A 21,775-nucleotide genomic window follows, 5' to 3' on the forward strand; every position below is an offset into this window, starting at 1 on the left:
ACATGATGGAAGAATTGAACAGCATTACAGTTTCGGAGCAGCGGTTGGAAGACTGCCGTGATGCCATCGAGTTCGATCTGCAGGACTTGATCCGCAGCACGATTGCCTCCGGTTTCTCGACCGAAGAGGTCCTGATCGCGATCAGCGAACTGGTGGCGGAGGATTTCGCCGCGGTCGCGAAAGTCCCGAGTGTCCATTAGGGCAGGAGGAGGGGCCATGGGCATCCCAGCGCAAGGAGACCTGTTTGCAGCAGTAGAGCCGCCGTTGCCCGAGGGTTTCCGCTACCAAGCCGATATCGTTCCGGAGTCCATGCAGTTGGATCTGCTTCGCGAGATACGGCAATTGCCGCTGAAGCCATTCGACTTTCACGGCTTCGAAGGTAAGCGGCGCGTGGTCTCCTATGGCTGGAAATATGATTATGAGGCACAGCGTGCGATGCGCACCGGCGAAATTCCGTCGTTCCTGCTGCCTGTGCGCACCATCGCGGCCGAATTTGCGAAAATCGCGCCTGACGATCTGCAGCAAGCCCTCGTCACCGAATATGCGCCGGGTGCGCCGATTGGCTGGCATAAGGACAAAAAGGTGTTCGGGCGGGTTGTCGGCATTTCCTTGCTATCGGCTTGTACGTTCAGGCTGAGGCGCCGCGCGGGGGATAAATGGCAGCGCGCCACGGTAATCTGCGAACCGGGTTCCGCCTACGTGCTGTCCGGTCCTGCGCGGAGCGAATGGGAGCATTCCATCCCGCCCGTTGGCCAGCTTCGCTATTCGATTACCTTCCGGGAAATCGGCTAACGCGAAGTCGAGCCGCAGTGAGTTGCGGCTGGAAGCGAGTCAAAGGACGAGATGGGCCGGCATAGCCGGCCCATCCGCAATCAATCATGTGCGATCGCTGTGGGGCCATCCGCCGGCGCTTCCTGCCGCCCAAGCCGGTCGGCGACCAGCATCGACAACATCATTTCGACAAGACCATTGGCAGCACCCTTTTCCCCGGCGCCACCGCCGACCTGGATCTGGGGTACGAGAGGCAGCCTGCCATTCTCGATCGCTTCGGCAAAGCGCATAAGAACCTGCGAATTCAGCTGATAATCCGGCCCACCGAAGGCTGCGACCTTCTTCTCGGTGGCTTCAGCTTCCGCCAGACCGACAGCGCGTACCTTTTCAGCATCGGCGAGACCTGTGGCCTTGATGCGTTCCGCATCGGCAAGAGCGATCGCCTTGATACGGTCGGCCTCGCCGAGACCCGCAAGGCGTACCTTCTCGGCCTCGGCCTTGGCAGTGACCTGAATGGTCTCCGCCTGCTGGCGGGTGCGGGCCAGCTGCGCCTTGCCTTCGTTTTCGCTGATCTCGATGGTCAGTGCGGAGGTAGTGATCTTGGCCTGTTGTTCGGCAAGGGCTTCCTTCTCGCGCAATGTGCGCTCCTGGACGGCCGCAACTTCTTGCAGTTTATAGGTCTCGACCTTTTCAACGGCGATCTGACGTTCGCGCAGCTGGATCAGGATCTGCTCTATGCTGTTCTGGCCGTTGCTGGCGCGCGGGGTACCGATCAGAACTTCCTGTAGCTCAAGGCTGTACGAGGCGAACTTCTCGCGCATTTCCTCACCGGATTTGCGCTGTATTTCGCTGCGCTCCTGCAGCAGTTCGATCAGGGTCTTTGTCTGGGCGATATTCTTGAAATAGGCTGAGACCATCGGATCGAGCGTCTGCTCGACCAGGCGCTTGATATCCCCGAAGCGCTGCACGACGAGCGGTGCCTTCATATAGTCGATATGCACGACGACCGAGAGCGGCAGCACCGGTTCGAACGCGTCCTTGGTGATCAGAGACACTTCGGACAAGTTCTCATCCAGCCTGTGCTCGCCGAACTGTTCCTTCGTCCATTTGAGTACGAAGTTGGTGGTCGGCACGACGACGATACTGCCGGCGTAAGTGTTGAACGCATACTTGCCCGGCAGAAGCGGCGCAGACCAGACGCCGCGCGCGCCGGTTTCCACCAGTTCGCCATGACGATAGGACTGGCCGGAAATGTCTGCGCCGCGACGGCCGGTGTAGGAGACGACGACACCGACCGTGCCCACATCAATGATCGTCTTGTCGACCAGTTCGACGGTCGCGAAAATGCGATTGAGGAAGTAACTGCCGTCTGCAAGCACCTGCAACTGACGGCCGCGATAGCCGCCGGCGTTGAGAAATTTCTCAGGATCCTGGAAATTGTTATGGAAATTCGCGTCCATCGGATCGTTGGCAACCGTGGGTGCGATGATCTCGCCGTCGGGCAGAGCCGGACCGTCATGGATGGTCACGATGCCGATCATATCTTCCGCGTCATGGATAACGACGGGCTCGAAGCCCTGCCGCTCAGTAATCAGCGTCGACATGTCGGCAAACAGTTTCTGTTCCGATGAACTGAGATTGACGGCATAGATCGATTGCGCAGTCAGGACAATGAACTGCGCGAGATTGATGGCATAGGTGCCCTCGCGCAGGATCTTGCGCTGCGGGCCTTTCTGTCCGCCTTTGAGGAGAAAGTCGCGCACGTCCTGGAAGTCATCGGCTTCTATGTTGGAGGCAAGCGTCTGTGTCGGCGGCAGCGGCTTGCCGTCGCGGGCAAAGACATAACCGATCTGACCCTGTGGAATGGTCACGAGATTGGCGCGATGCAGCGAATACTGAAACGGCATGAAGAAATGCAGGCCGCCGCGCACGACATCAGGCTGGAAACCGGCCTCGCCGTTCAGTGCAATGAAGCCATTCTTCACGGAACCGCGAAAACTCCACAGCTTTTCCAAGATGCCGAGCCTATCGTTGGGAATATAGCGGATCACGCCGCTCCATCGGAAAACTATTGCAAGCACGATTGCGAAACCGGCGATTTCGATCGCCAGCCATTCCATCGGACTGAGACTGGTGAGGGCTTCCATCTCTTCTCTCCTATGGGCGCACGGGTTCATCCACCCGACAGCCGCCCGGTTGGTGTTGATTGATAAGACGGGGAGATTGCGCGCCTAGGCACTCGACGCACCAAGAGTGTGTCGAAGGTTCGGTCTGCTCATTGTCTGGAAAATGACCGCGCGTCTCCAGTCCCCACTGGGGAACGGCGTGGTCGTGAGTAATCTCACATCGGTGTTGCCTTGATAGACATAACGGTAGACCACGTAGGGATTGCGCCTATAGGTTTAAAGATGCTTGGCGCGGAAATCGGATAAGTACTTCCAACAATTCGGCGATTTCGAGCATTCAATTCTACCCGGCTTTGATGTTGCAGCTTTCTTGATCAGGGGCGGTCACTACTCTGCAATTGCATGGATATCCTATGCGATTCAACTTTTCGAGGAATTTCGTGGTGTCCGTTTGAAGCTATGAAATCTTCGGTTTTATCGGAGGCGAGGCCGTCTGTTGAAGAAAACGCGTGCCGGCGCCGGCTCTTGAAGTACCTGCGAATTTCTCAGAGGATACGTTAGGTCGAAAAGCATCGCGCCGCCCGATCAATCCATCTGAGGCGCCAAAGCAAATGGAAAGAAGCAAGCCAATTCCGTCCAGCTGCCTCGCCCCTTTTCTCGCAGCGATTCTGCGGTAAATATGGTGCGGCTGAATTAGCAGGAGCCGATATGGACGAAATGATCGAGCAGCTTCTGCACCTTTGTGCGACCAGTTCGACGCTCATGGCAGTTTATGATGCCGAGGACCGGTTGCGATATGCGAACCCTGCTTTTCGGTCTGCCTATTTTATCGATCCCGATGAGACACCGCTATGGCCGGACCTGATGCGGCGCAACTTCACATTTGGGCGCGGCACGGTCATTCGCACAGCCGACTTCGACGGGTGGTTACGGTCGACACAGTCGCGTCGCGGAAAGATCGGCTATCGAGCTTTCGAGACGGACCTGGTGGACGGGCGCTGGCTTTGGATGACTGAAACTATGCAGAAGAATGGTTGGATGCTGTGTATTGCGAGCGACATAACGACGTTGCGCGCAGAAGGCCGCAGTGTCCGGCAAGATCGCGATCAGGCCATCAAGGCTTCTCAAACCGACGAACTCACAGGGATCGCCAACCGCCGTTTCGTCATGGCGCGAATAGACGATATGCTGGCCGGCGCCAGGGGCGGCGATATCGGATGTCTTGCCGTATTCGATATCGACAATTTCAAACTGATCAACGACAAGCACGGTCATGACGCCGGAGATCTCGTTCTGCGGGATTTTGCGCATCGGCTCCATCAATATGTGCGGCGTACCGATTGTTTCGGGCGCGTCGGCGGCGAGGAGTTCGTACTCGTCATGCCGGGAACGGCGCAGCAAGATGCCATCGAACTTATAGAGCGGATGTTGACGACGATCCGGTTTTCCCGTCCGCTTACAGCCTCGCCAGATTTCGGTTACACCTGCTCGGCCGGTATTGCTGCCTGCCTTGAAACCGATAGTGCGCCGGATTTGTACCGGCGCGCCGATCAGGCTCTCTACGCTGCTAAGCTTAGCGGCCGTGACCGAGTTCGAGCTGCCTGAAATATGAACCCACGCCTGCACATCGTTCTGCTGCCCAAAAGTCGCAGCAGCGAGATCGGTCGCCAACAGCGTGCGCCTAGGCAGGGCTTGCGTTCCACGACCTAAAGCGTGTCGCGATCTTTCAGATTCGCCTGTCACGCTTTAGGTCTTTGATTTTGAGCATGTCGTTGTCGCAAAACCGCTGCACACTTTTGCGCGACATGCGCTAGCTATATCCTCTCGCACCAGCGATAAGCAGTTGAGATAATGGCCGGAACTGGTTATCTGCCGGGCTATCCAATTCGCGAACAGTAAGGCTATGGCCGTATGGCTCCAAATTTCCTCGTCACGCATTCCGGTGGCTTTCATGCCGACGAAGTATTGTCCAGCGTCATTCTCACGCGGCTTTTTCCTGAAGCGCGGCTTGTTCGCAGCAGGGCCCCGGAATGGATCACCCCCGGCAACGATCGGATCGTCTATGATGTCGGCGGCGCTTATGATGCTGCTGCCGGGATTTTTGATCATCACCAGCGCGGCGCACCGCAGCGCAACGATGGTCAGCCTTTCAGCTCGTTCGGCTTGATCTGGAAACATTTCGGTCGTGACTTTCTGACCGCGCTCTCTGTGCCGAGCGCCTTCGTCGAAACGGTGCATGCCGCCTTCGATGCAGGGTTCGTCTTGCCAATCGACCTGCTCGACAATGGCGCACTCAGTCCGGATAGTGCCGGCCTGCTGGCGGGATTGACCCTGCCGTCCCTGCTCGAAACATTGAAGCCCGTCTTCGACGATCCGGATCCAGAGGCAACCGATCGCGCATTCCACGGCGCGGTTGCGATCGCCCGCAGTTTTGTTGAAGCAAAGATTGCCGGGATCCATGCGAAGCTGCGTGCTGAAACCCTGGTCCTGGAGGCGATTGCGTCAGCGGGAAAGAGCCGCGTTCTCGAGCTGCCCATGGGCATGCCATTTCGTCCGGCCATCATGAAGGCTGGTGCCGATCATCTCCTATTCGTGATCCATCCGCGCGAGACAGATTGGTGCCTGACGGGAATTCGTCGCGCGGAGGAGGGGTTCGAGCTGCGCGCCGACCTTCCGGCGGCCTGGGCGGGGTTGAGCGGGCGCGATTTGGAAGTTGCGACCGGTGTCGAAGGAGCCAGCTTCTGCCACAATGGCCGCTTTATTGCTGCTGCCAAAACGCGAGAAGCGATACTTGCTCTCGCCAAGCTGGCCGTGGAGGATGCGGAAAAAGGCGCTGCTCAGGTATCAAACTGAGGCTGTACTCGCCATCGGCACGCCCCGCAAACTTCGGGAAAGAACAGCGGCTGGTTTCAGCCATGTGCCGGGCCGCTTGCATGCCGAATTGGATCAGCCCCCAGATCTGACGTCGCCAACGACGGCCTGCCAGCCGCGAGCCACAGCGCCCGCGCAAGCATCCTCGATGCGATCCAGCATGGCATGCAGCATCTCGCGCTCATGTTCGGACAGGCTTTCGAGAATGCGTGCCTCCATCGCCTGACCGATCGACACGATCTCCTCGAGCACCTTGTAGCCCTCAGATGTCAGTTCGATGGCCGAAAAGCGTCGGTCGCCCGCGCCCGCGTTGCGGCGAGCAAAGCCTAGCGAAACGAGTTGCGCGATACCGCGGCTGACGGCAAATTGGTCGAGCGCGCCTGCGTGGCAGATTTCCTTGCTCGAAAGCCCGGGGCGGCCGCCGGCAATGGCGAGAATTCGCCATGAGGCTTGCGACAGGCCATATCTTGGCCCGTAATAGGATGCGAGCAGCTCAGCGGTGCTGCTTGCCACCAGAAACATTCGATAGGGTATCCAGCGGTCGAGCCGGAAGGCCGGCTTACCTGCCGTCCCATCCTCGCGTTCCCCCGCCAGCCCGTCATCAGGTTGATCGTTTTTTAATTGCATATTGCAGATATATTCCAGCGCAATTGTGAAAACAAGCGGCCACTCCGGCCGGCAATCAAGCGAGCAGCAGCCTGTCCTCGGCAATCTCACCGCCACTTACTGCTCCGAACAGGGCGATGAGGTCGGGGACGTCGTAACCTGCCCGTTCGTTGCCTGCAACATCGAGCACGATGCGCCCGCCACTCATCATGATGGTGCGTTGGCCATAATCGAGAGCATGGCGCATGCTGTGTGTGACCATCAGCGTGGTGAGATGCTGGCGCTTGCTGATCTCTGCCGAAAGTGCCAGGATACGAGATGCCGCCTTGGGATCGAGCGCGGCGGTGTGCTCGTCGAGAAGAAGTATCTTCATGGGCAGCAATGTTGCCATCAGCAGACTTACCGCCTGCCGCTGCCCACCGGAAAGTGTGCCAATTCGTGCTCTAAGCTTCGTTTCAAGTCCGAGCCCAAGGCCGGCAAGCTGTTCCTCAAATCGCGAGCGGCCACGTCGCTCGCCTAGTGCAAGCGACAATCCGCGCCGCCCGGCGCGCGCTGATGCGAGGGCAAGATTTTCCTCGACGGTCAGGGCCTCACAGGTTCCGATCCGTGGGTCCTGAAATACGCGGCCGATGAATCGCGCCCGTGCCTGGGCAGACAGTCGCGTGACATCCACGCCATCAATCACGATCCGGCCTTTGTCGGGTGAAATGGCGCCGGCAATGGCCGAAAGCAGCGTGGATTTTCCGGCGCCATTGCTGCCGATGACAGTCACGAACTGGCCATGCGGAATGGCCAGCGATGCACCACGCAATGCCGCGACCTCGAGAGCAGTGCCAGGATTGAACGTGACCGAGATCGTATCGAGTTTCAGCATCATGAGGCTGCTCCTTCTGCTTTCGACGGCTCCGACAACCGGGAACGCCTGACGGAGGGCAGCTTCTTCAGCCGCGTTTTTGAAATCATCACGGCGACGGCGACCACGAGTGCGGTTACCAGATTGAGATCCTGCGCCTGGATCCCGATCACGCCCCCATCGAGCGCCAGGGCGATGACCAGCCTGTAGATCAATGCGCCCAGGATGCAGCCGAGAGTGGCGCGCGCAACCGATCCCGTGCCGACGATTGTCTCGCCGATAATGACGGCGGCAAGACCGGTAACGATGGTGCCGATACCCATGGAGACATCGGCAACGCCCTGGCTTTCGGCATACAGCGCTCCGGCAAGGCCAACGAGTCCGTTGGCGAGAGCCATGCCCAGCATGACCATGCGGCCATTGTCGACAGCCTGCGCCTCGGCCATCTTCGAATTGGCGCCGGCCGCACGCAGGGCAAGCCCCATGTGTGTCGCGAGGAACCAGTCAACCAGAACCTTTGCGGCCAGCACGATACAGAGAAGCAATATTGTATTGCCCCAGACACCGAGTGCGGCGATCCCGCCAATCCAGGAGAATATGGTGTCAGTGCCGTAGAGCGATATATTCGGTTTGCCCATGACGCGCAGGTTGATCGAAAACAGCGCAACCATGGTGAGGATGCCGGCCAGCAGGTTCATGATCTTCAATCGAACCGACAGAAATGCCGTTACGAAACCGGCGACCGCACCCGCCGCAAATCCGAGGAGTGTTGCGACGATAGGCGGCACGCCGGCCATAATCGCGGATGCTGCGACCGCGGCACCGAGCGGAAAGCTGCCGTCGACGGTCAGATCCGGAAAATCGAGCACCCGAAACGACAGGTAGACGCCAAGGGCAACGAGGGCAAACAGCAAGCCTGCCTCGCAGGCGCCGGAAAGGGCAATCAGGCTCATTGTGCGATCACCTTTGCTGCGCTCTGTGTCGTGGCCTCGGACAGAGTGACGCCCATCTTCTTGGCCGAAACGAGATTGAGGTAGAGATCCTCGCTATCAAGAGTTCCGACCGGGATGTCGGCGGGCTTCGCGCCGTTCAGAACCTTGGCGGCGATCTCGCCCGTCAGCCGCCCGAGCTTATAGTAATTGAAGCCAAGTGCGGCCATTGCGCCGCGCTCGACGGAGTTGGTGTCGCTGGCATAGACCGGGATCTTTGCATCGACGCCGACTTTGACCACGCTTTCCACGGCTGAAACCACTGTACTGTCGGTCGGCAGGAGGATGACGTCGGCCTTGCCGACCAGGCTGCGGGCAGCATCCGGGACTGCGGCCGACTGCGCGGCCGTCGCCTCGACGATACTGATGCCGAATTTTGCCGCTGCCGCCTTCATGTCCGCCACCTGCGCGACGGAGTTGGCTTCGCCGGCATTGTAGAGGACGCCGACCTTCGTTGCCGTTGGCGTCAGATTGTGGATCAGTTCAAAGGTGAGGTTCAAAGGCTGCTTGTCGCTGGTTCCGGTCAGCGTGCCGTCGGGCTGCGTGAAGCTTTTGACCAATTTTGCCGCAACGGGATCTGTTACCGCAGAAAACACGATCGGGATCGCTCCTTTGGCCGCGGCCTGGCAGGCCTGGGCGGATGGGGTGGAGATGGCGACGATCAGGTCGGGCGATTTGCCGGCGAATGTCTTGGCGATTTGCGTCTGCGTCGGCATGCTCCCTTGAGCGCTGGCGACATCGAGCGTGATGGTTTTGCCGTCAACGAAGCCGGCATCCGCCAGCGCATCGATGATCCCTTTGCGGGCTGCATCGATGGCCGGGTGTTCGACGATATAGGTCAGTGCAACCGTCTTGTCGGCCGCAAATGCGGTCGCTGTGGGTAATGGCATCAGCAATGCTGAAAGGGCGAGGGCGTGAAACAAAGCAGTTCTACGGCGCATGGGAATGATCTCCTCGGAAGGGTTTTCGGAAAATTCGTTCAAGCGGCTGCGAAGGTTTGTGGACGAGGTAAGGTGGGCTCACCGGATTTCGTCACCCTCTCTGCCGGGATCAGGGGCGGCGGCAGCCGGAGCTTTGCGGGGCTGATATCGGCGATGGTCGGGGAACCCGTCATCGCCTGGGCGACATCGAGTTCTGCAGCGATGATGCTCAAAGCCCGGAAGACCGCCTCCTCGCCGCCGCTCGCCAGCGCATAGAGCGTTGCGCGGCCGAGTTGCACAGCCGTCGCGCCGAGAGCAAGCGCCTTCATGACGTCGGTACCGCTGCGAAATCCGCTATCGACGAGAATGGCCAGCCGACCGGCCACGGCGGCCACGAATTCCGGCAGTATATCGATACTTGCGATGGCTCCATCGAGCTGCCGGCCGCCATGATTGCTGACGACGATACCGTCCAGCCCAAGTTCGGCTGCCCTGCCCCCCTGCGCTGGATCGAGTAGCCCCTTAAGGATCAAGGGGCCTTTCCAGCGGTCGCGTATGAAGGCGATATCGTCCCACGAGACGGTAGGATCGAGCTGCTGTTCCATCACTTCGGCGATGGTAGCGGCAGACCGGAGATCGAACTCGGCCGCCATGACCTCTAGCCGAGGCGCACCGGCACGCGCCATCCGCCATGCCCATCCGGGATGGGTGGCGAGGCTCAGGAGCTTTCTTGGCGTCCAGCGGAATGGCAGTGAAAAGCCATTGCGGGCATCGCGCAACCGCCTGCCGGGCATGGCGTTGTCGACGGTGATCTCGATTGCTTCAAAGCCCAAGGCCTGGGCGTGCTGCAATAGTCTGAGGCTCACCTCGCGGTCCCGGAACAGGTAGAGCTGAAACCACTTTCTGCCTTCGCCGGCCGCCGCCACGGCTTCCATGGTCGCGCTGCCCGCAGAACTCATGACGAAGGGAATTCCAGCTCGTGCCGCAGCCCGGGCCAATGCCTGGTCGCCCGCGGGCCATGCCGCGCCCGCCAGCCCGGTCGGTCCGATAATGATCGGCATTGCGAGCGGCTTGCCGAAGAGCGAGATGGCGGCCGAGCGGTGACCGACATCGACCGGTGCAGAACCGACGAGACGGATCCGATCCAGAGCCGCCCTGTTTTCGCGCAGTGTGAGTTCCGAGCCGGCGCCGCCGTCGAAAAAATCAAAGACCATTTTAGGCAATGCGCGTTGCGCGGCGATTCTGAAATCGGCGATCGATGCCGGGCCATGCTGATTGGACATAAATATTCTATTCCCTCCCTGGTTTATGGATCTTGCTCAATTGAACGGCGGCATCTCGGCGAGATTGAAAATCTTGCCCGGCTTCATGATGTTGTGAGGGTCGACAGCATGCTTGATCGCGGCCATCACGCGAATGGCCGGACCATGTGCTGCGACGAGCGTGGCCATCTTTCCGCGGCCTATCCCTTGCTCAGGTGTCGATGTCCCTTGTAGCGCGATTGCAAACTGTAGCTTCAGTTTCGCGATTGCCGCATCGTGGAGATCGCCATGGTGTCCGGCACGGTTTGCCGCGGTCGTCATCGCACAGCCCCCTGTTGGCCTTCGGACCGTCGAAAGGCGGCTGGAGGCTTGATCTCCCATGACGAGTGATTTTCTTCACTGCGGTTGCGCAGATGGCGGCTCGTCATCGGGAACGTACCGAGCACGACCAGCTCGCGAGCGTGGCGGGCGAGAATATCGAGCGCATCGGCCACCTCCGGTGTGGCTGGATCGCCCTCGAACTCGCAGAGGAAGCGAGATGGTACGAACTGTCCTCCGACAAGGTAGCTTTCGATCTTGGTCATGTTGATGCCGTTTTCGGCAAATCCGGCAATGGCATGGTAGAGGCAGCCTGGCCGGTTCTGGGTGCGGAAAACGATCGTCGTCAGAAGCTGTGTTTTTTGCTCGACCATCTGAGGTTCGGCAGACAGCACATAGAACCGCGTCGTGTTATGCGGATCGTCTTCGACATTGCGTTTGAGGATATCCAGCCCGTAGATGTCCGCTGCCAGATCCGAAGCAATCGCGGCTTCGCTCGGATCGCCGCAAGAGGCCACCAGTTCGGCGGCGTGCGATGTCGTCGGCGCAGCGATGGCCTCCAGGTCGAGCGCGGCAATAAGCCGGCTGACCTGGCTCAATGCGACGGGGTGCGAACGCACGCGCCAGATGCTTGCAAGCGATGCGCCGGGCGGTGCCATGAGGCAATGTTCGACGCGTTGAAAATGCTCACCGACGATATGCAAACCACTGTCGGGCACGATTCTGTGCACATCCGGCACGCGCCCAACCAGGCTGTTTTCACATGGCAGGAGGATCCGGTCGACTTCACCGCGGACGGTGCTGGCGATCGTGGTTTCCAGGCTCGACAAGGCGATGCGGACGGCGGATGGGAATGCCATCCTGCAGGCAACATCCGCAAATGCGCCGGGCCTACCATTATAGCCGACCTTATGGACTGTGGTCTCCGAGCTGAGTTTCCTGGCGCCCGGAACCAATGAACTGGTATCTAAAGGGGCTCCGGCGGGAGGGGCCGTGGCTCCGCGGTTTGCGGCGGTCGATGTCATAGACGATCTCCGAAGGAATTGTGCACATCAGGTCACGTTGCGGGCGGATTTGTCCGGTCCCGCGTCTAGCGCCTGTGATCGCTCATCCATGATTAATTTGCGGTCGGCAGCCTTGTCGTTTCCATCACTGTCATTGGCCAAAGCAGGGCGATGCCGTTGCCGTCGGAAACGATGTCAAGATGACGTTCTGCTGCAACAAGGCAGTCGTCGTCGGTAAAGATCTCGGTTGCCGAGAACAGCAATCGCAGGAAATGTCCGAGATCTGCCTTGGTGTCGAAGCGCCAACGGGTGGTGACATCGGTAAATTGAGGCCTGTCCCATCCGGTCAGGGCGCACAGGCTCGTTGCAAACTCCCGCGATAGGAAGGAGACCTCGTGACCGGTGCAGCAGCTTAGTGCGATGAAATCGTCGAAGTAGGCAGCTAGGCGCGTTCCGGCGAAGATATCGGCGATCACCAGCTTGCCGCCGGGGCGCACATGGCCCGCAATAGCCTTCCAGGCCGCAGTCTTGTCGGAAATATGGTGCACGGCGCCGCGCGACCAGGCCATGTCAAAGTCTCGGATCGGCAGGTCGAGCATGTGCGCTGCCTGACCGAAAACTCTGATCCGACCGCCACTTTCTACCTCAAGATCCTCAAGCTGTTCGGTGGACGGATCGGTCGCAACCAATAGACCGCCAGGGCCTACATCTTCGGCGATCGCCCGGCTGAAATGACCGTTGCCGGCGCCGATCTCCAGGACGCGTCGGCCGTCAACCGGCTGCAGGAAGCGGCGCATGGCGGCAATATCGTCAACCCAGGCATCGGGAAAGAGATGGAGTGCATCGCGGTAGGTCGCCGAGCGGCGGCCTGAAAAGACGACCTCAGATTCAATCGGTGTCGAGGACATATACATGAACATATGCCTTCCAGATTTGTTGCGGTTCGGAAATCTCCCTAGATTCTAGTTTTACGGGCAATCGCGATGCGATTTTCCTCTTATCATTAGAACTACAACATAGATTTGCTAGGAAATCAATTGCTATTTGCAAGTAATTTAGACATGAGCAAAATTTGTGCGATCGGTCTGATCTGAGGCAGTTTCATCTAAGCCAATTCCTGTGTGATTTCAGGCATTAAGGATCAGGATATTGCCAAGAATGATCGTTGCGCCACCGAGGGCAAGACGGGAATCGACCTGCATGCCTTCGAATATGACGGAAATTGTCATAGCAACGATGGGAACGACAGTTAGCGCGTAAGCGGCACGTGCAGGGCCGACCTTCTCAATGAGCGTGAAATACATGAGAAAGGTGACGCAGGAGGCGACAATCGCAAGATAGGCAAGCTGTGTCAGATAACCGATCGTTACAGGTATTGTCAGGGAGGTTCCGACAACCACGGCCCAGGCGAACCCAAAGCCGCATCCGCACAATGCACCCCAACCCATGAGGACCGGGATAGGCACGCCGCGTCGTTGGTTGCGCGCAGCGATCGCCGTCCCGGCACCGGTCGCTATCGCGGCGATGGCGGCCCAGATGAAACCCGTCATGGTTTGCGGGTTGAGACGCAAGGCAAAGATTTGTGGGGCGGCCACGATGCCAAGTCCCATAAGGCCAAAAATTATGCCGATTGCGGCACGGCGGCTTATCCGTAGATCCAGCATAAACCGGCTGGCAATTGCTGCGAAAAGCGAGGAACTCGACAGCACCAGAGCCGCGATCCCGCTCGGTATACCCTGCGTCGCCTTGTAGAAGGCAATGAAAGCAAGCCCGAAAAACAATATGCCCTGCATCACTACCCACGAACGGTCGCCGCGCGCAATTGTGATGGGTTTGCCGGTTGCGATCGAAAATGCGAGCATACCTGATCCAACAAGAAGCATGCGAATGGCGACCGATAGCTCGGGTGCGGAAGCGCTTGCCTGAAGGGATGTCACAATGGCGCCCGAGCCCCAAAAAAACACGGTGGCAAGAAACAGGGCTGCGGTCATCTCACATCCTTTGTCGCTAGACGATCATCCAAACAGTCGGTGAATTCAGCAGAGCTGCGCAAGGCACAGAGCGCAATGGCGACCATTTAGTTGCAGAATGCAATTATTATCAAAATATCAGCCAGGAGGCAATTGCGTCGCCTGCCGGCTCATCCGCGTTCAAAAATGTCGCCATGCAATTGAGGCAGGTGTGGAAATCTGACAAGCTGAACGGCATGAAGTCGAAAAAGCAAGGCGGAAAGCCTGCGTTACCCAAAGCCAAGCACTTGCTGCAACAGCTCGCGCGAACGCCAGAGAAGCTGTTTTCAAACGCGTTCCGCAACCAGTATGGCGCACTTTGTTTCCGCTACACGGGTAATGAAGGCGAAATCGAGATATTGGTGATTACGTCACGCGAGAGTGGCCGTTGGATTGTACCAAAAGGCTGGCCAATGAAAGGTAAGGAGCCTCATAAGGCGGCAGCGACCGAGGCGTGGGAGGAGGCGGGTGTTCGCGGCAAGGTGAGGAAGGTGCCGGTGGGCCGGTACACCTATCTCAAAGAGCTTCCTGACGGAAAAGTCGCGCCATGCGTCGTCGACATGTTCCAAATTGAGGTGAAGGAAACGGGGGCGCAGTTCAAGGAGAAAGGACAGCGCCGGATTGATTGGGTCAGTCCCGACGAAGCGGCGCGCCGCGTGCGCGAAATCGAGCTTAAATCACTGCTGGTCAACTTTAAGCCGCAGGGCAAGTAAATCACCCATGCGATCCTATCTGCGCGGCTGGAAGAATAATGGCTGTGGGGTTTTGTCTCCTGAAACGGGCGAAGGTGGTCAGAGGCTGGACCGTTGATCGGTATCCGACCGTTGCGACGGTCGGATACCGATCGAATTCCGGCCCATCTTGGATAAAAGTGCCTCTGATAATCAGACTAAAGTCCGTGTTCAACGCAGGTCTATTCGGATAGTGGACGACCGCCCCCGGTCGCCGACAATAATATCACCTGTCGGCGGTCCTGCCCTGTCATCGGAGGAGCCTCCGGTGACAGGGCGAACATTCAAGCTTGATGTTCGTCGCTGATCTATGATCCACTTGGCGGAACCTTCATACCGACATTTGGGTTGATGTATCGAAGCAGGATTGGAGCAGGCGGTGAAAAGAATAGTCGTAGCGGGAATTTTGGCGGGCATGCTTGCGGCCTGCCAGACAAGCCAAGAGGGGCTGAAGCCCATTCCCGGAAGCATCACTTACGGCGGACAGCCGAACCAACGCTTACAAAAGTCACCTGTCGGCAGCATCGTTCCCCACACCTTCACGGATCAGTGGGGCGAACGGGTACGCGAGACCTATATCCTGCAACCGGACCGCAGCTTGAAGCTTGTCGATCGGGTATATATTGACAACCCATTCGATTAAGCGGTTTCACTGGATTGTCTGTCAGCCTCTGGAGAGGCAAAATGAAATCGCCGATCATGTCCGTGTGGTTGGGAGCGGCGCTTCATTGGCCGAATAGGCAACGGTCGCTGACGTAAACGGACCAGCCCTTGCCACAACCAATGGCAGGCTTTCAATTCGCAGGCTGCACTAAGCCCTGCTGTTGGAGTGGTTCGGCTCTGTAAGCAGCGATCAGTGAAGAGAAGCAATAAGATTTCGCTGACGGTGGGAACTCCGCCACGAATTCCGAGTTAGCAACTCCATTGGCAGCTTTTGGGATCGCCAGCTTCTTACTGAATCGCCACTGCAAAAGGGTGTCGGCTGTACAACCCGCGGCCCATGGGCCGACAAGGCGTACGCTCATAACCGGAACAAGAGCCGCCGCAACAGCCATTCTATCGACGCAACGGCGGCCCTGGATCAAGAAAACGCAGCCGTCGTCATCATCGACCGGACCTGCCGTTGGAAAGGAGACTCGCATGAACAAGTTTATCATGATCGCCTGTGCAGGATTGTGCTAGACAGCTTGCACGCCGACGGAACGGGGAGCCGGCATTGGCGCCGCTACGGGTGCAGTTGTCGGAGGCGTTGCAACGGGCAATGTTCGCGGCGCCGCTGTTGGTGCTGCCGTGGGAGGCGTATCCGGCGCCTTGATCGGGAATGTCGCGGGGCAACCTGGCCGCTGCTATTACCGCGATCGCTATGGGAATCGCTACGTCGATCGATGCTGAGCCTGGCTCGCGGAACGGGATCTAGAGGCATTTTCAGAAAGATCGTTCTTTACCAGACGCAGGATGCAGCACGCGATCGAAATTTCCGCGAGGTTTGCTTCCGGGTTTGCAGGAGATTAGATGCGGGTTTGAATAAAAGGCTCGATCTATCCCCCGGCCAGCATTGATGGCGTGTCTGGGCTGCCGGCTCCGCGCATCGTTGTGTGCACGACCGTTTCCATCGTTCGGCAGGTTTGAAAATACAGTTTAGCGCGCGATTTTGCCCGCTTCCGCGAACGCCCCCAATCTGGCTTCGAAGGGCGCGGACTGGACGATTGCCGAGTTGGTTGATCCGTATGGAACTATTCGGTCGATCACAGCTTCCATCTGCTGCACATCCCGAACATGTGCGATGGCAACAAAACAGTCGTCCCCCGATATGCGGTCACACCTCACGATTTCAGGCGTGTCGCGGATTGCTTCAATCATGTTCTTCATCTCGCCTGGCAGGGGCCGCGCTCGGATCATGATGGTAAGCGCGAGCCCCAGCTTGCTATGATCCACACGAGCGCCATAGCCGGTGATCACTCCCCGATCTTCTAACCGCCTGACCCGCTCTGAAACGCTGGGCGCCGAAAGCCCGACCTGGCGTGCCAGTTCCGCGTTCGACAGGCGAGCATTTTTATACAGAGCGGTCAGCAGGCGCGCGTCTATCTCATCAAATCCGGCCTCCAACGCTTCCTTTCTATTTTGAAAGCGCATTGTCTTTTTCACCTTTGATCATGAGGCATTATCACTCATCTCGACGTTCGGTCGTTATTCCGAAGGCTGAATTGCTTTAGTATCATGCTGACATGAACAATCAAGTCTCGCCCGCCGACACATCACAAGGGTCAACCCACATCGCCGAGCGGGTTCCGCCGCACGCGTGGTTTGGCGTCTCGGCCGTCTTTCACTATCTTGGCCCATCATTTGCTGTGTTGCTGTTTCCCGCTGTCGGCGTCCTCGGCGTTGCCTGGTTCCGGATTGCGTCGGCCGCACTGATTTTTACGCCGTTCACCAAGCCTTGGCGGACCTTTGCGCTTGCCTCAGCAAGGGAGAGGCTGCTCCTTCTATCATTGGGTGCGTGTCTGGCGGTCATGAACTCCGCATTCTATCTGGCACTTGACCGCCTGCCGATTGCGCTTGTTGCGGCAATAGAATTCGTCGGGACGATTGGAATTGCGCTTTGGGGGCTGCGAACCGGCAGAAACTGGCTCGCCTTCGCACTGACCGTCTTCGGCGTCGCTCTGTTGATTGACGTGCCGCGGCTCATTGGCATGGGCGCAGGCAGAGAATGGTCTTCCGATCCGCTTGGCCTCGTCTGGGCATTTGTGAACGGCGCTCTCTTCGTTCTCTATATCGTGCTTGGACACAGGATTTCACAGGGGGGAGCATCAAAGGGCGTAGAGCGTCTTGGCGCGGCGATGGCGGCAGCCTTTATGTTCGTGACCCCAATCGGATTTCTGGATGCGCTCAATGCCTTCGGTGCGCCGCTTTTGGTTCTTGCGGGGATCGGGGTCGGGATATGCTCCTCGGTGATCCCTTACGTCTGTGATCAATTTGCAATGTCGCGCCTGCCTCGCTCCAGCTTTGCGCTGCTCTTGGCGCTCCTGCCGGCAATAGCGACAATCATCGGCATGGTCGTCTTGCGTCAAATACCCGAACTTATCGATCTCGCGGGTGTTGCTCTCGTCATGCTTGGTGTCGCGATACATAAGCCGAATTAGGCGAGAATTAGGAAAAGAGATAGCTGGACTATGCCCAATACTGCCACCGTCGATACTGTTCTCGCCCATGTTGATGCCGGACTTGACCAAAGCGTGAAACGTTTACAGGAATTGCTGCGCATTAAATCAATCTCGACTGATCCTGCCTTTGCTGAGGACTGCAAGGCAGCCGCACGGTGGCTTGCCGACGATCTCATCGCGTGTGGCTTCGAAGTTGCCACATATCCGACGCCCGGCCACCCAATCGTCCTTGCCCACGATCGCGATGGGCCGGATCCACACGTGTTGTTTTACGGCCATTACGACGTCCAACCCGTTGCTCCCCTGGAGCTTTGGAGCACCGACCCGTTTGTGCCGCAAGTCAAGACAGTCGCCGATGGCACCAAGGTCATCACTGGCCGAGGCGCTTCCGATGATAAAGGGCAGCTCATGACTTTCATCGAAGCATGCCGTGCCTGGCGTCATATCATTGGCAAGCTGCCGATCAAGGTTTCCATTCTCCTCGAAGGCGAGGAAGAGAGCGGCGGCAAGAGCTTGCCCGCTTTCATCGAAGCGAATGCGCAAGAGCTGAGGGCAGACATCGCACTCGTGTGCGATACCGACATGTGGGACCGCCAGACACCTTGTGTCACCACAATGCTGCGCGGGTTCGTGGGCGAGGAGATGACCATCTTCTGCGCCAACAGGGATTTGCATTCGGGTACGTATGGCGGTGCCGTGCGCAATCCCAACCAACTTTTGGCGGCGATCATTGCATCGCTGCACGATGCAAATGGTCGCGTCGCGATCGAAGGCTTCTACGATGACGTTGCCGAACTACCGACTACGATCCAAGAGCAATGGCACGGCCTCGGCTTCGATGAAAATGCGTTTCTTTCAGATGTTGGCCTCTCCCTGCCATTCGGCGAACGAGACCGGTCGGTACTAGAGAAGCTTTGGAGCCGTCCCACCTGCGAGATCAATGGCATCTCCGGTGGATACATCGGCGAAGGGTTCAAAACAGTGATACCCGCCAGGGCCAGTGCAAAGATTTCTTTCCGCCTGGTTTCCAACATGGACCCTCGAAAGATCAGAGAATCCTTCAGAGCTCATGTGCGTGCGCGCATCCCTGCTGATTGCTCGGTGACCTTCACTGATTATGGCGGCAGCCCGGCGCTGTCCGTTCCTTCTGAAGGCCCGTACCTCAACAAGGCTCTCGCTGCGCTCACACGCGAGTGGGGCAAGGCTGCCGCCATCATCGGAGATGGCGGCTCTATTCCCGTTGGAAGTGAGTTCAAACGCATTCTGTGCATGGACAGCCTCTTTATCGGTTTCGCCCGAAATGACGACCGTATTCACTCGCCCAACGAGAAGTACGACCTGACGAGCTTTCACAAAGGCATTCGCAGCTGGGTTCGCTTGCTGGACGCTTTCGCCCAATAGAAGAGTTCGGGTTGCGCAGGGGCGATCACGGTGGGCTGCCCGTATGATGATTTTCTCGCCCTGTCCCAATTCAACGGGAAACCGGATTAGAGACTATGCGGCTTCGGCGAACTCCATACAGAGCACGCCGGTGCGGAGAGTTACCGAGGCCTGGGAGATGGCAGATTTGGTCTGTCGCGAGAACGGATGATCACGCTTTTCAACCAGTATGTCCCGGCGAATGTGGAAAGAAGCCAGCCCAGCATCTCCCCGGCACTTGGAGATGTTGGCACTTTGCCCCCGACATGGCTTTGCGTGGCGGAATGCGATCCTCTTAGAGACGACACGATCATGTTCGCCGAGCGCCTGAGCCAGATACGTACGACAGATCGGTGCCTTGTCGTTCCGGGAGTCACCCCACATGTTCGTGAACAAAGTCCGACTGCTACCTGCGGCAAAACTGGCCATCGAGGGGAGCACCGTATGCACCGCACACACCGCCGGCCAGACGCCTCACCAGCAGCTCTCTGATCTTCCTGGCACCCCAATGCGGCTTCTCTTGTCTGAGTTGCACGATCATTGCCTCCACCGGCTCGGGCAACTGGTTGGCGTAACGCACCGGCCGTCGAGACCGGTCCGTCAACACCTCCCGCCAAAAGGCGAAAAGTGTTACCAATGTCTCCGGTACGAAACGTCACCTATCTCTCAGGTCGGACAGTCCCTGTTCAGCGCCGCTCATGGAATGAGCGTAAGGGCAATCCGATCGGCTGCGGCGACGACGATCAGCGCGATCGCCAGCGCTGACCAGTCGAGGTAATTCAAAATTAGGGCCGCTCCAACGAAAATGCCGGCTTCGAGAACGACCCTTCCAGCTGCGCCAATTTCGTATCTCCGTTTCGGGGAAAGGAATGTACCCCAAACGGCGGCAGTTGCTGCACAAAACGCAACTCCCAAAAGCACTTGGGCCGGGATGGGCACGGCAAGATGTGCAGCCAAGGCGACGAGCGAAGCGAGTATGCAAAGTTCGAGTGCAAATCTGATGCCGAGTGCTATCGCTTTCATCTTTCATCCCCGCCGTGCAGCTGTGGCTCTCTCAAGCAAATGCAGGCCGTTCGCCAAGACCAGGCGGAGCGATTGTTCGACCGCCCAGGCCCCTTCACAGCGATGCGCTCATGCCGGTATCCGGCCTCACTTGTCCTTAAGCACGAGTGCGCTGGTCAGATCGCCGAGCGCCTTTTGTCTATGAGCAGCGACCGCTGTGTCTCGAACGGTAATGCCGTGCAGCGTCGGCAGCTCGAAGCGGCGCGTAATGAAACGCAGGATCGAGGTCGTGTCCATCGGTGTGTGATCGACATAGCCATGGCGCGCATAGGGCGAGACTATGATTGCGGGAATGCGGGAACCGGGGCCCCAACGATCACCCTTGGGCGGTGCGACATGATCCCAAAGGCCGCCGTTTTCGTCATAGGTGACAACGACGAGCATATGGGGCCATTGCGGGCTCTTCTCCAGGTGCGCGATTACATCGGCAATATGGGCGTCGCCGGCTTCAATGTTGGCATAGCCGGAATGCTCATTGAGGTTGCCCTGCGGTTTGTAGAAAGAGACCTGAGGCAGCGTGCCGGCGTCGATCGCCTTGATGAACTCGGCACCCGCCAGGCCGCCATCTCTCAGGTGTTCGGTCCTGGCGGCCGTGCCGGGGGCGAAGCTCGCATAATAGTTGAACGGTTGATGATGGTACTGGAAATTCGGTGTCGGCTGCTTATTTCCGTTATCGAGAACATCCTGCCATGCGCCTCCGTACCAAGCCCAGGTCACGTGCTTAAGGCTAAGCAAGTCGCCGATGGTGGGCTCGGTCTGCGGCGGCAACGTCGTTGGCTTGTTTGGATCAGCAAAGGCTTTGTCGCCATCAGCCGCGGGACCATTACCACTGGGCTGGTAAGGTGGTTGCATTGTGTTGACGGCATAGAAATCGGGCGTGAGATTGCCATCGCTGACAAATTTCGGAATGCCGTCGATTGCAGACTTCGGCGAGTTGGGTGCGGACTTCAGTGTCACGCCATCTGCCTCGACGACTGCGATGGAAGGTTTGGCGGCACTGGTGTCGGCGTTCGGATAATACGGTGCACAGGCGCAGATCAGCCATTGATGGTTGAAGAACGAGCCACCGAACGCGCCCATGAAGAAGTTGTCGACCAGCACGTATTTCTGAGCCACCTTCCACATCGGCGTTTTTGAGCCATCCCATAGACCCATTGGCAGCGCACCTGAATCCGCATAAGCGACAAACATGTCGTTGCGGCCACCGTCGATCTGCATTTGATTTTGATAGTAGCGGTGCCAGAGATCGTGCGTAATCGTATCAAGCCCGAGCTTGAAGCCCTTGGGGTCATCGACATGGAATGGCCGATTGGGAAGATGCTCGGTCTCAGCCTGCGTTACGGGCGGCGTTACGCCCTTGGCGGTCAGACCATCCCAGATCGGCGGCAATTCTTTCAATGGCTTGCCGTCGCGGTCGCGCTGGATGAGGGCGGCCGTCGGCGCCTTCGAGACTCCGTTTGCGCCCGGGAAATTGCCATAGAGATTGTCGAAACTGCGGTTTTCCGCATAGATCACCACGACCGTGTCGATGAGTTTGAGGTCAACGGCGATCTTCGCGCTCGACCCGGCATTTGCTTCGGAACTTCCGGCGACGGCCGAGCCAACCGCAGCCACGGAAAGGCTTAACGCGCAGATGGCGGTAGCAGTGATCGACTTCATTTTGGATCGTCCTC

22 protein-coding genes and 2 pseudogenes are annotated in these 21,775 nt (G+C 58.3%); 10 read left to right on the forward strand and 14 right to left on the reverse strand.

Features of this window, described 5'->3' with window-relative positions:
- The first annotated feature begins 5 nt into the window (after positions 1–5).
- Together ACYJRZ_RS25440 and ACYJRZ_RS25445 are read left to right on the forward strand one after the other, a co-directional pair.
- Positions 6–200, forward strand: coding sequence for a hypothetical protein (locus ACYJRZ_RS25440; RefSeq protein WP_459463707.1), 195 nt, complete (start codon positions 6–8; stop codon positions 198–200).
- A 16-nt stretch (positions 201–216) separates the two neighbouring features.
- Complete coding sequence (locus ACYJRZ_RS25445; RefSeq protein WP_459463627.1) at positions 217–792, forward strand: alpha-ketoglutarate-dependent dioxygenase AlkB; 576 nt, start codon at positions 217–219, stop codon at positions 790–792.
- Between the two features lie 80 nt (positions 793–872).
- Here ACYJRZ_RS25445 and ACYJRZ_RS25450 read toward each other — a convergent pair whose 3' ends face one another.
- Positions 873–2,918, reverse strand: coding sequence for an SPFH domain-containing protein (locus ACYJRZ_RS25450; protein ID WP_459463628.1), 2,046 nt, complete (start codon positions 2,916–2,918; stop codon positions 873–875).
- A gap of 687 nt (positions 2,919–3,605) precedes the next feature.
- Between ACYJRZ_RS25450 and ACYJRZ_RS25455 the strand changes: the two genes are divergently transcribed.
- Both ACYJRZ_RS25455 and ACYJRZ_RS25460 read left to right on the forward strand, forming a co-directional pair.
- On the forward strand, positions 3,606–4,502 hold the full coding sequence (locus ACYJRZ_RS25455; protein ID WP_459463629.1) for a GGDEF domain-containing protein: 897 nt from the start codon (positions 3,606–3,608) through the stop codon (positions 4,500–4,502).
- A gap of 306 nt (positions 4,503–4,808) precedes the next feature.
- Positions 4,809–5,750 carry an MYG1 family protein gene (locus tag ACYJRZ_RS25460; RefSeq protein ID WP_459463630.1) on the forward strand — a complete coding sequence of 314 codons (942 nt, stop codon included), beginning with the start codon at positions 4,809–4,811 and terminating at the stop codon, positions 5,748–5,750.
- A gap of 93 nt (positions 5,751–5,843) precedes the next feature.
- Here ACYJRZ_RS25460 and ACYJRZ_RS25465 read toward each other — a convergent pair whose 3' ends face one another.
- The 9 genes from ACYJRZ_RS25465 to ACYJRZ_RS25505 form a co-directional block, all read right to left on the reverse strand.
- A complete protein-coding gene (locus ACYJRZ_RS25465; RefSeq protein WP_459463631.1) occupies positions 5,844–6,395 on the reverse strand; it encodes a MarR family winged helix-turn-helix transcriptional regulator in 552 nt (183 codons plus the stop codon).
- Between the two features lie 55 nt (positions 6,396–6,450).
- Positions 6,451–7,248, reverse strand: coding sequence for an ABC transporter ATP-binding protein (locus ACYJRZ_RS25470; RefSeq protein WP_459463708.1), 798 nt, complete (start codon positions 7,246–7,248; stop codon positions 6,451–6,453).
- Entirely contained in the window at positions 7,248–8,180 is a 933-nt protein-coding gene (locus tag ACYJRZ_RS25475; RefSeq protein WP_459463632.1) for an ABC transporter permease, read from the reverse strand. The genes ACYJRZ_RS25470 and ACYJRZ_RS25475 overlap by 1 nt, the downstream gene beginning before the upstream one ends.
- Positions 8,177–9,157, reverse strand: coding sequence for an ABC transporter substrate-binding protein (locus tag ACYJRZ_RS25480; protein WP_459463633.1), 981 nt, complete (start codon positions 9,155–9,157; stop codon positions 8,177–8,179). The genes ACYJRZ_RS25475 and ACYJRZ_RS25480 overlap by 4 nt, the downstream gene beginning before the upstream one ends.
- A gap of 38 nt (positions 9,158–9,195) precedes the next feature.
- Positions 9,196–10,419 (reverse strand): alpha-hydroxy acid oxidase, encoded by a 1,224-nt coding sequence (locus tag ACYJRZ_RS25485; RefSeq protein ID WP_459463634.1) that lies wholly within the window; start codon positions 10,417–10,419, stop codon positions 9,196–9,198.
- Between the two features lie 36 nt (positions 10,420–10,455).
- The gene (locus ACYJRZ_RS25490; protein WP_459463635.1) at positions 10,456–10,719 is read right to left on the reverse strand and encodes an FAD-linked oxidase C-terminal domain-containing protein; all 264 of its coding nucleotides are present in this window, start codon (positions 10,717–10,719) and stop codon (positions 10,456–10,458) included.
- On the reverse strand, positions 10,716–11,741 hold the full coding sequence (locus ACYJRZ_RS25495; protein WP_459463636.1) for a prephenate dehydratase domain-containing protein: 1,026 nt from the start codon (positions 11,739–11,741) through the stop codon (positions 10,716–10,718). Before ACYJRZ_RS25495 ends, ACYJRZ_RS25490 begins: the two co-directional genes overlap by 4 nt.
- Before the next feature lie 92 nt (positions 11,742–11,833).
- Complete coding sequence (locus ACYJRZ_RS25500; RefSeq protein WP_459463637.1) at positions 11,834–12,634, reverse strand: class I SAM-dependent methyltransferase; 801 nt, start codon at positions 12,632–12,634, stop codon at positions 11,834–11,836.
- A 213-nt stretch (positions 12,635–12,847) separates the two neighbouring features.
- On the reverse strand, positions 12,848–13,711 hold the full coding sequence (locus ACYJRZ_RS25505; protein WP_459463638.1) for a DMT family transporter: 864 nt from the start codon (positions 13,709–13,711) through the stop codon (positions 12,848–12,850).
- A gap of 215 nt (positions 13,712–13,926) precedes the next feature.
- On the opposite strand from ACYJRZ_RS25505, the gene ACYJRZ_RS25510 reads away from it, so the two are divergent.
- From ACYJRZ_RS25510 to ACYJRZ_RS25520, 3 genes and pseudogenes are all read left to right on the forward strand, one after another.
- Positions 13,927–14,442, forward strand: a complete 516-nt coding sequence (locus tag ACYJRZ_RS25510) for an NUDIX hydrolase (RefSeq protein ID WP_459463709.1) — start codon at positions 13,927–13,929, stop codon at positions 14,440–14,442.
- Between the two features lie 433 nt (positions 14,443–14,875).
- Positions 14,876–15,103, forward strand: a complete 228-nt coding sequence (locus ACYJRZ_RS25515) for a hypothetical protein (RefSeq protein ID WP_459463710.1) — start codon at positions 14,876–14,878, stop codon at positions 15,101–15,103.
- A 536-nt stretch (positions 15,104–15,639) separates the two neighbouring features.
- Positions 15,640–15,852, forward strand: a pseudogene (locus ACYJRZ_RS25520) (YMGG-like glycine zipper-containing protein); the annotation flags it as partial.
- Between the two features lie 246 nt (positions 15,853–16,098).
- Here ACYJRZ_RS25520 and ACYJRZ_RS25525 read toward each other — a convergent pair.
- Positions 16,099–16,593, reverse strand: a complete 495-nt coding sequence (locus tag ACYJRZ_RS25525; RefSeq protein WP_459463639.1) for an Lrp/AsnC family transcriptional regulator — start codon at positions 16,591–16,593, stop codon at positions 16,099–16,101.
- A gap of 92 nt (positions 16,594–16,685) precedes the next feature.
- On the opposite strand from ACYJRZ_RS25525, the gene ACYJRZ_RS25530 reads away from it, so the two are divergent.
- The 3 genes from ACYJRZ_RS25530 (at position 16,686) to ACYJRZ_RS25540 (ending at position 19,532) form a co-directional block, all read left to right on the forward strand.
- Positions 16,686–17,600 (forward strand): EamA family transporter, encoded by a 915-nt coding sequence (locus ACYJRZ_RS25530; protein ID WP_459463640.1) that lies wholly within the window; start codon positions 16,686–16,688, stop codon positions 17,598–17,600.
- Between the two features lie 30 nt (positions 17,601–17,630).
- Positions 17,631–19,022: a M20/M25/M40 family metallo-hydrolase gene (locus ACYJRZ_RS25535; protein WP_459463641.1), complete on the forward strand. Its 1,392-nt coding sequence runs from the start codon at positions 17,631–17,633 to the stop codon at positions 19,020–19,022.
- A gap of 150 nt (positions 19,023–19,172) precedes the next feature.
- Complete coding sequence (locus ACYJRZ_RS25540) at positions 19,173–19,532, forward strand: alpha/beta hydrolase fold domain-containing protein (protein WP_459463711.1); 360 nt, start codon at positions 19,173–19,175, stop codon at positions 19,530–19,532.
- On the opposite strand, the pseudogene ACYJRZ_RS25545 reads toward ACYJRZ_RS25540, so the two are convergent.
- The 3 genes and pseudogenes from ACYJRZ_RS25545 to ACYJRZ_RS25555 all read right to left on the reverse strand — a co-directional run.
- Positions 19,495–19,650, reverse strand: a pseudogene (locus ACYJRZ_RS25545) (helix-turn-helix domain-containing protein); the annotation flags it as partial. The gene ACYJRZ_RS25540 and the pseudogene ACYJRZ_RS25545 sit on opposite strands and share 38 nt — an antisense overlap.
- Before the next feature lie 86 nt (positions 19,651–19,736).
- Positions 19,737–20,063 (reverse strand): YrdB family protein, encoded by a 327-nt coding sequence (locus ACYJRZ_RS25550; RefSeq protein ID WP_459463642.1) that lies wholly within the window; start codon positions 20,061–20,063, stop codon positions 19,737–19,739.
- 126 nt (positions 20,064–20,189) lie between these two features.
- Positions 20,190–21,761, reverse strand: a complete 1,572-nt coding sequence (locus ACYJRZ_RS25555) for an acid phosphatase (protein WP_459463643.1) — start codon at positions 21,759–21,761, stop codon at positions 20,190–20,192.
- Positions 21,762–21,775: the final 14 nt, after the last annotated feature.

The organism is Rhizobium sp. No.120 (assembly GCF_054558365.1).

What these genes read in the sequence shown, in the direction of transcription:
- ACYJRZ_RS25440 (WP_459463707.1), top strand. Translation starts at nt 6, where the DNA reads ATGGAAGAATTGAACAGCATTACAGTTTCGGAGCAGCGGTTGGAAGAC.
- ACYJRZ_RS25445 (WP_459463627.1), top strand. Translation starts at nt 217, where the DNA reads ATGGGCATCCCAGCGCAAGGAGACCTGTTTGCAGCAGTAGAGCCGCCG.
- ACYJRZ_RS25450 (WP_459463628.1), bottom strand. Translation starts at nt 2,918, where the DNA reads ATGGAAGCCCTCACCAGTCTCAGTCCGATGGAATGGCTGGCGATCGAA.
- ACYJRZ_RS25455 (WP_459463629.1), top strand. Translation starts at nt 3,606, where the DNA reads ATGGACGAAATGATCGAGCAGCTTCTGCACCTTTGTGCGACCAGTTCG.
- ACYJRZ_RS25460 (WP_459463630.1), top strand. Translation starts at nt 4,809, where the DNA reads ATGGCTCCAAATTTCCTCGTCACGCATTCCGGTGGCTTTCATGCCGAC.
- ACYJRZ_RS25465 (WP_459463631.1), bottom strand. Translation starts at nt 6,395, where the DNA reads ATGCAATTAAAAAACGATCAACCTGATGACGGGCTGGCGGGGGAACGC.
- ACYJRZ_RS25470 (WP_459463708.1), bottom strand. Translation starts at nt 7,248, where the DNA reads ATGCTGAAACTCGATACGATCTCGGTCACGTTCAATCCTGGCACTGCT.
- ACYJRZ_RS25475 (WP_459463632.1), bottom strand. Translation starts at nt 8,180, where the DNA reads ATGAGCCTGATTGCCCTTTCCGGCGCCTGCGAGGCAGGCTTGCTGTTT.
- ACYJRZ_RS25480 (WP_459463633.1), bottom strand. Translation starts at nt 9,157, where the DNA reads ATGCGCCGTAGAACTGCTTTGTTTCACGCCCTCGCCCTTTCAGCATTG.
- ACYJRZ_RS25485 (WP_459463634.1), bottom strand. Translation starts at nt 10,419, where the DNA reads ATGTCCAATCAGCATGGCCCGGCATCGATCGCCGATTTCAGAATCGCC.
- ACYJRZ_RS25490 (WP_459463635.1), bottom strand. Translation starts at nt 10,719, where the DNA reads ATGACGACCGCGGCAAACCGTGCCGGACACCATGGCGATCTCCACGAT.
- ACYJRZ_RS25495 (WP_459463636.1), bottom strand. Translation starts at nt 11,741, where the DNA reads ATGACATCGACCGCCGCAAACCGCGGAGCCACGGCCCCTCCCGCCGGA.
- ACYJRZ_RS25500 (WP_459463637.1), bottom strand. Translation starts at nt 12,634, where the DNA reads ATGTATATGTCCTCGACACCGATTGAATCTGAGGTCGTCTTTTCAGGC.
- ACYJRZ_RS25505 (WP_459463638.1), bottom strand. Translation starts at nt 13,711, where the DNA reads ATGACCGCAGCCCTGTTTCTTGCCACCGTGTTTTTTTGGGGCTCGGGC.
- ACYJRZ_RS25510 (WP_459463709.1), top strand. Translation starts at nt 13,927, where the DNA reads ATGAAGTCGAAAAAGCAAGGCGGAAAGCCTGCGTTACCCAAAGCCAAG.
- ACYJRZ_RS25515 (WP_459463710.1), top strand. Translation starts at nt 14,876, where the DNA reads ATGCTTGCGGCCTGCCAGACAAGCCAAGAGGGGCTGAAGCCCATTCCC.
- ACYJRZ_RS25525 (WP_459463639.1), bottom strand. Translation starts at nt 16,593, where the DNA reads ATGCGCTTTCAAAATAGAAAGGAAGCGTTGGAGGCCGGATTTGATGAG.
- ACYJRZ_RS25530 (WP_459463640.1), top strand. Translation starts at nt 16,686, where the DNA reads ATGAACAATCAAGTCTCGCCCGCCGACACATCACAAGGGTCAACCCAC.
- ACYJRZ_RS25535 (WP_459463641.1), top strand. Translation starts at nt 17,631, where the DNA reads ATGCCCAATACTGCCACCGTCGATACTGTTCTCGCCCATGTTGATGCC.
- ACYJRZ_RS25550 (WP_459463642.1), bottom strand. Translation starts at nt 20,063, where the DNA reads ATGAAAGCGATAGCACTCGGCATCAGATTTGCACTCGAACTTTGCATA.
- ACYJRZ_RS25555 (WP_459463643.1), bottom strand. Translation starts at nt 21,761, where the DNA reads ATGAAGTCGATCACTGCTACCGCCATCTGCGCGTTAAGCCTTTCCGTG.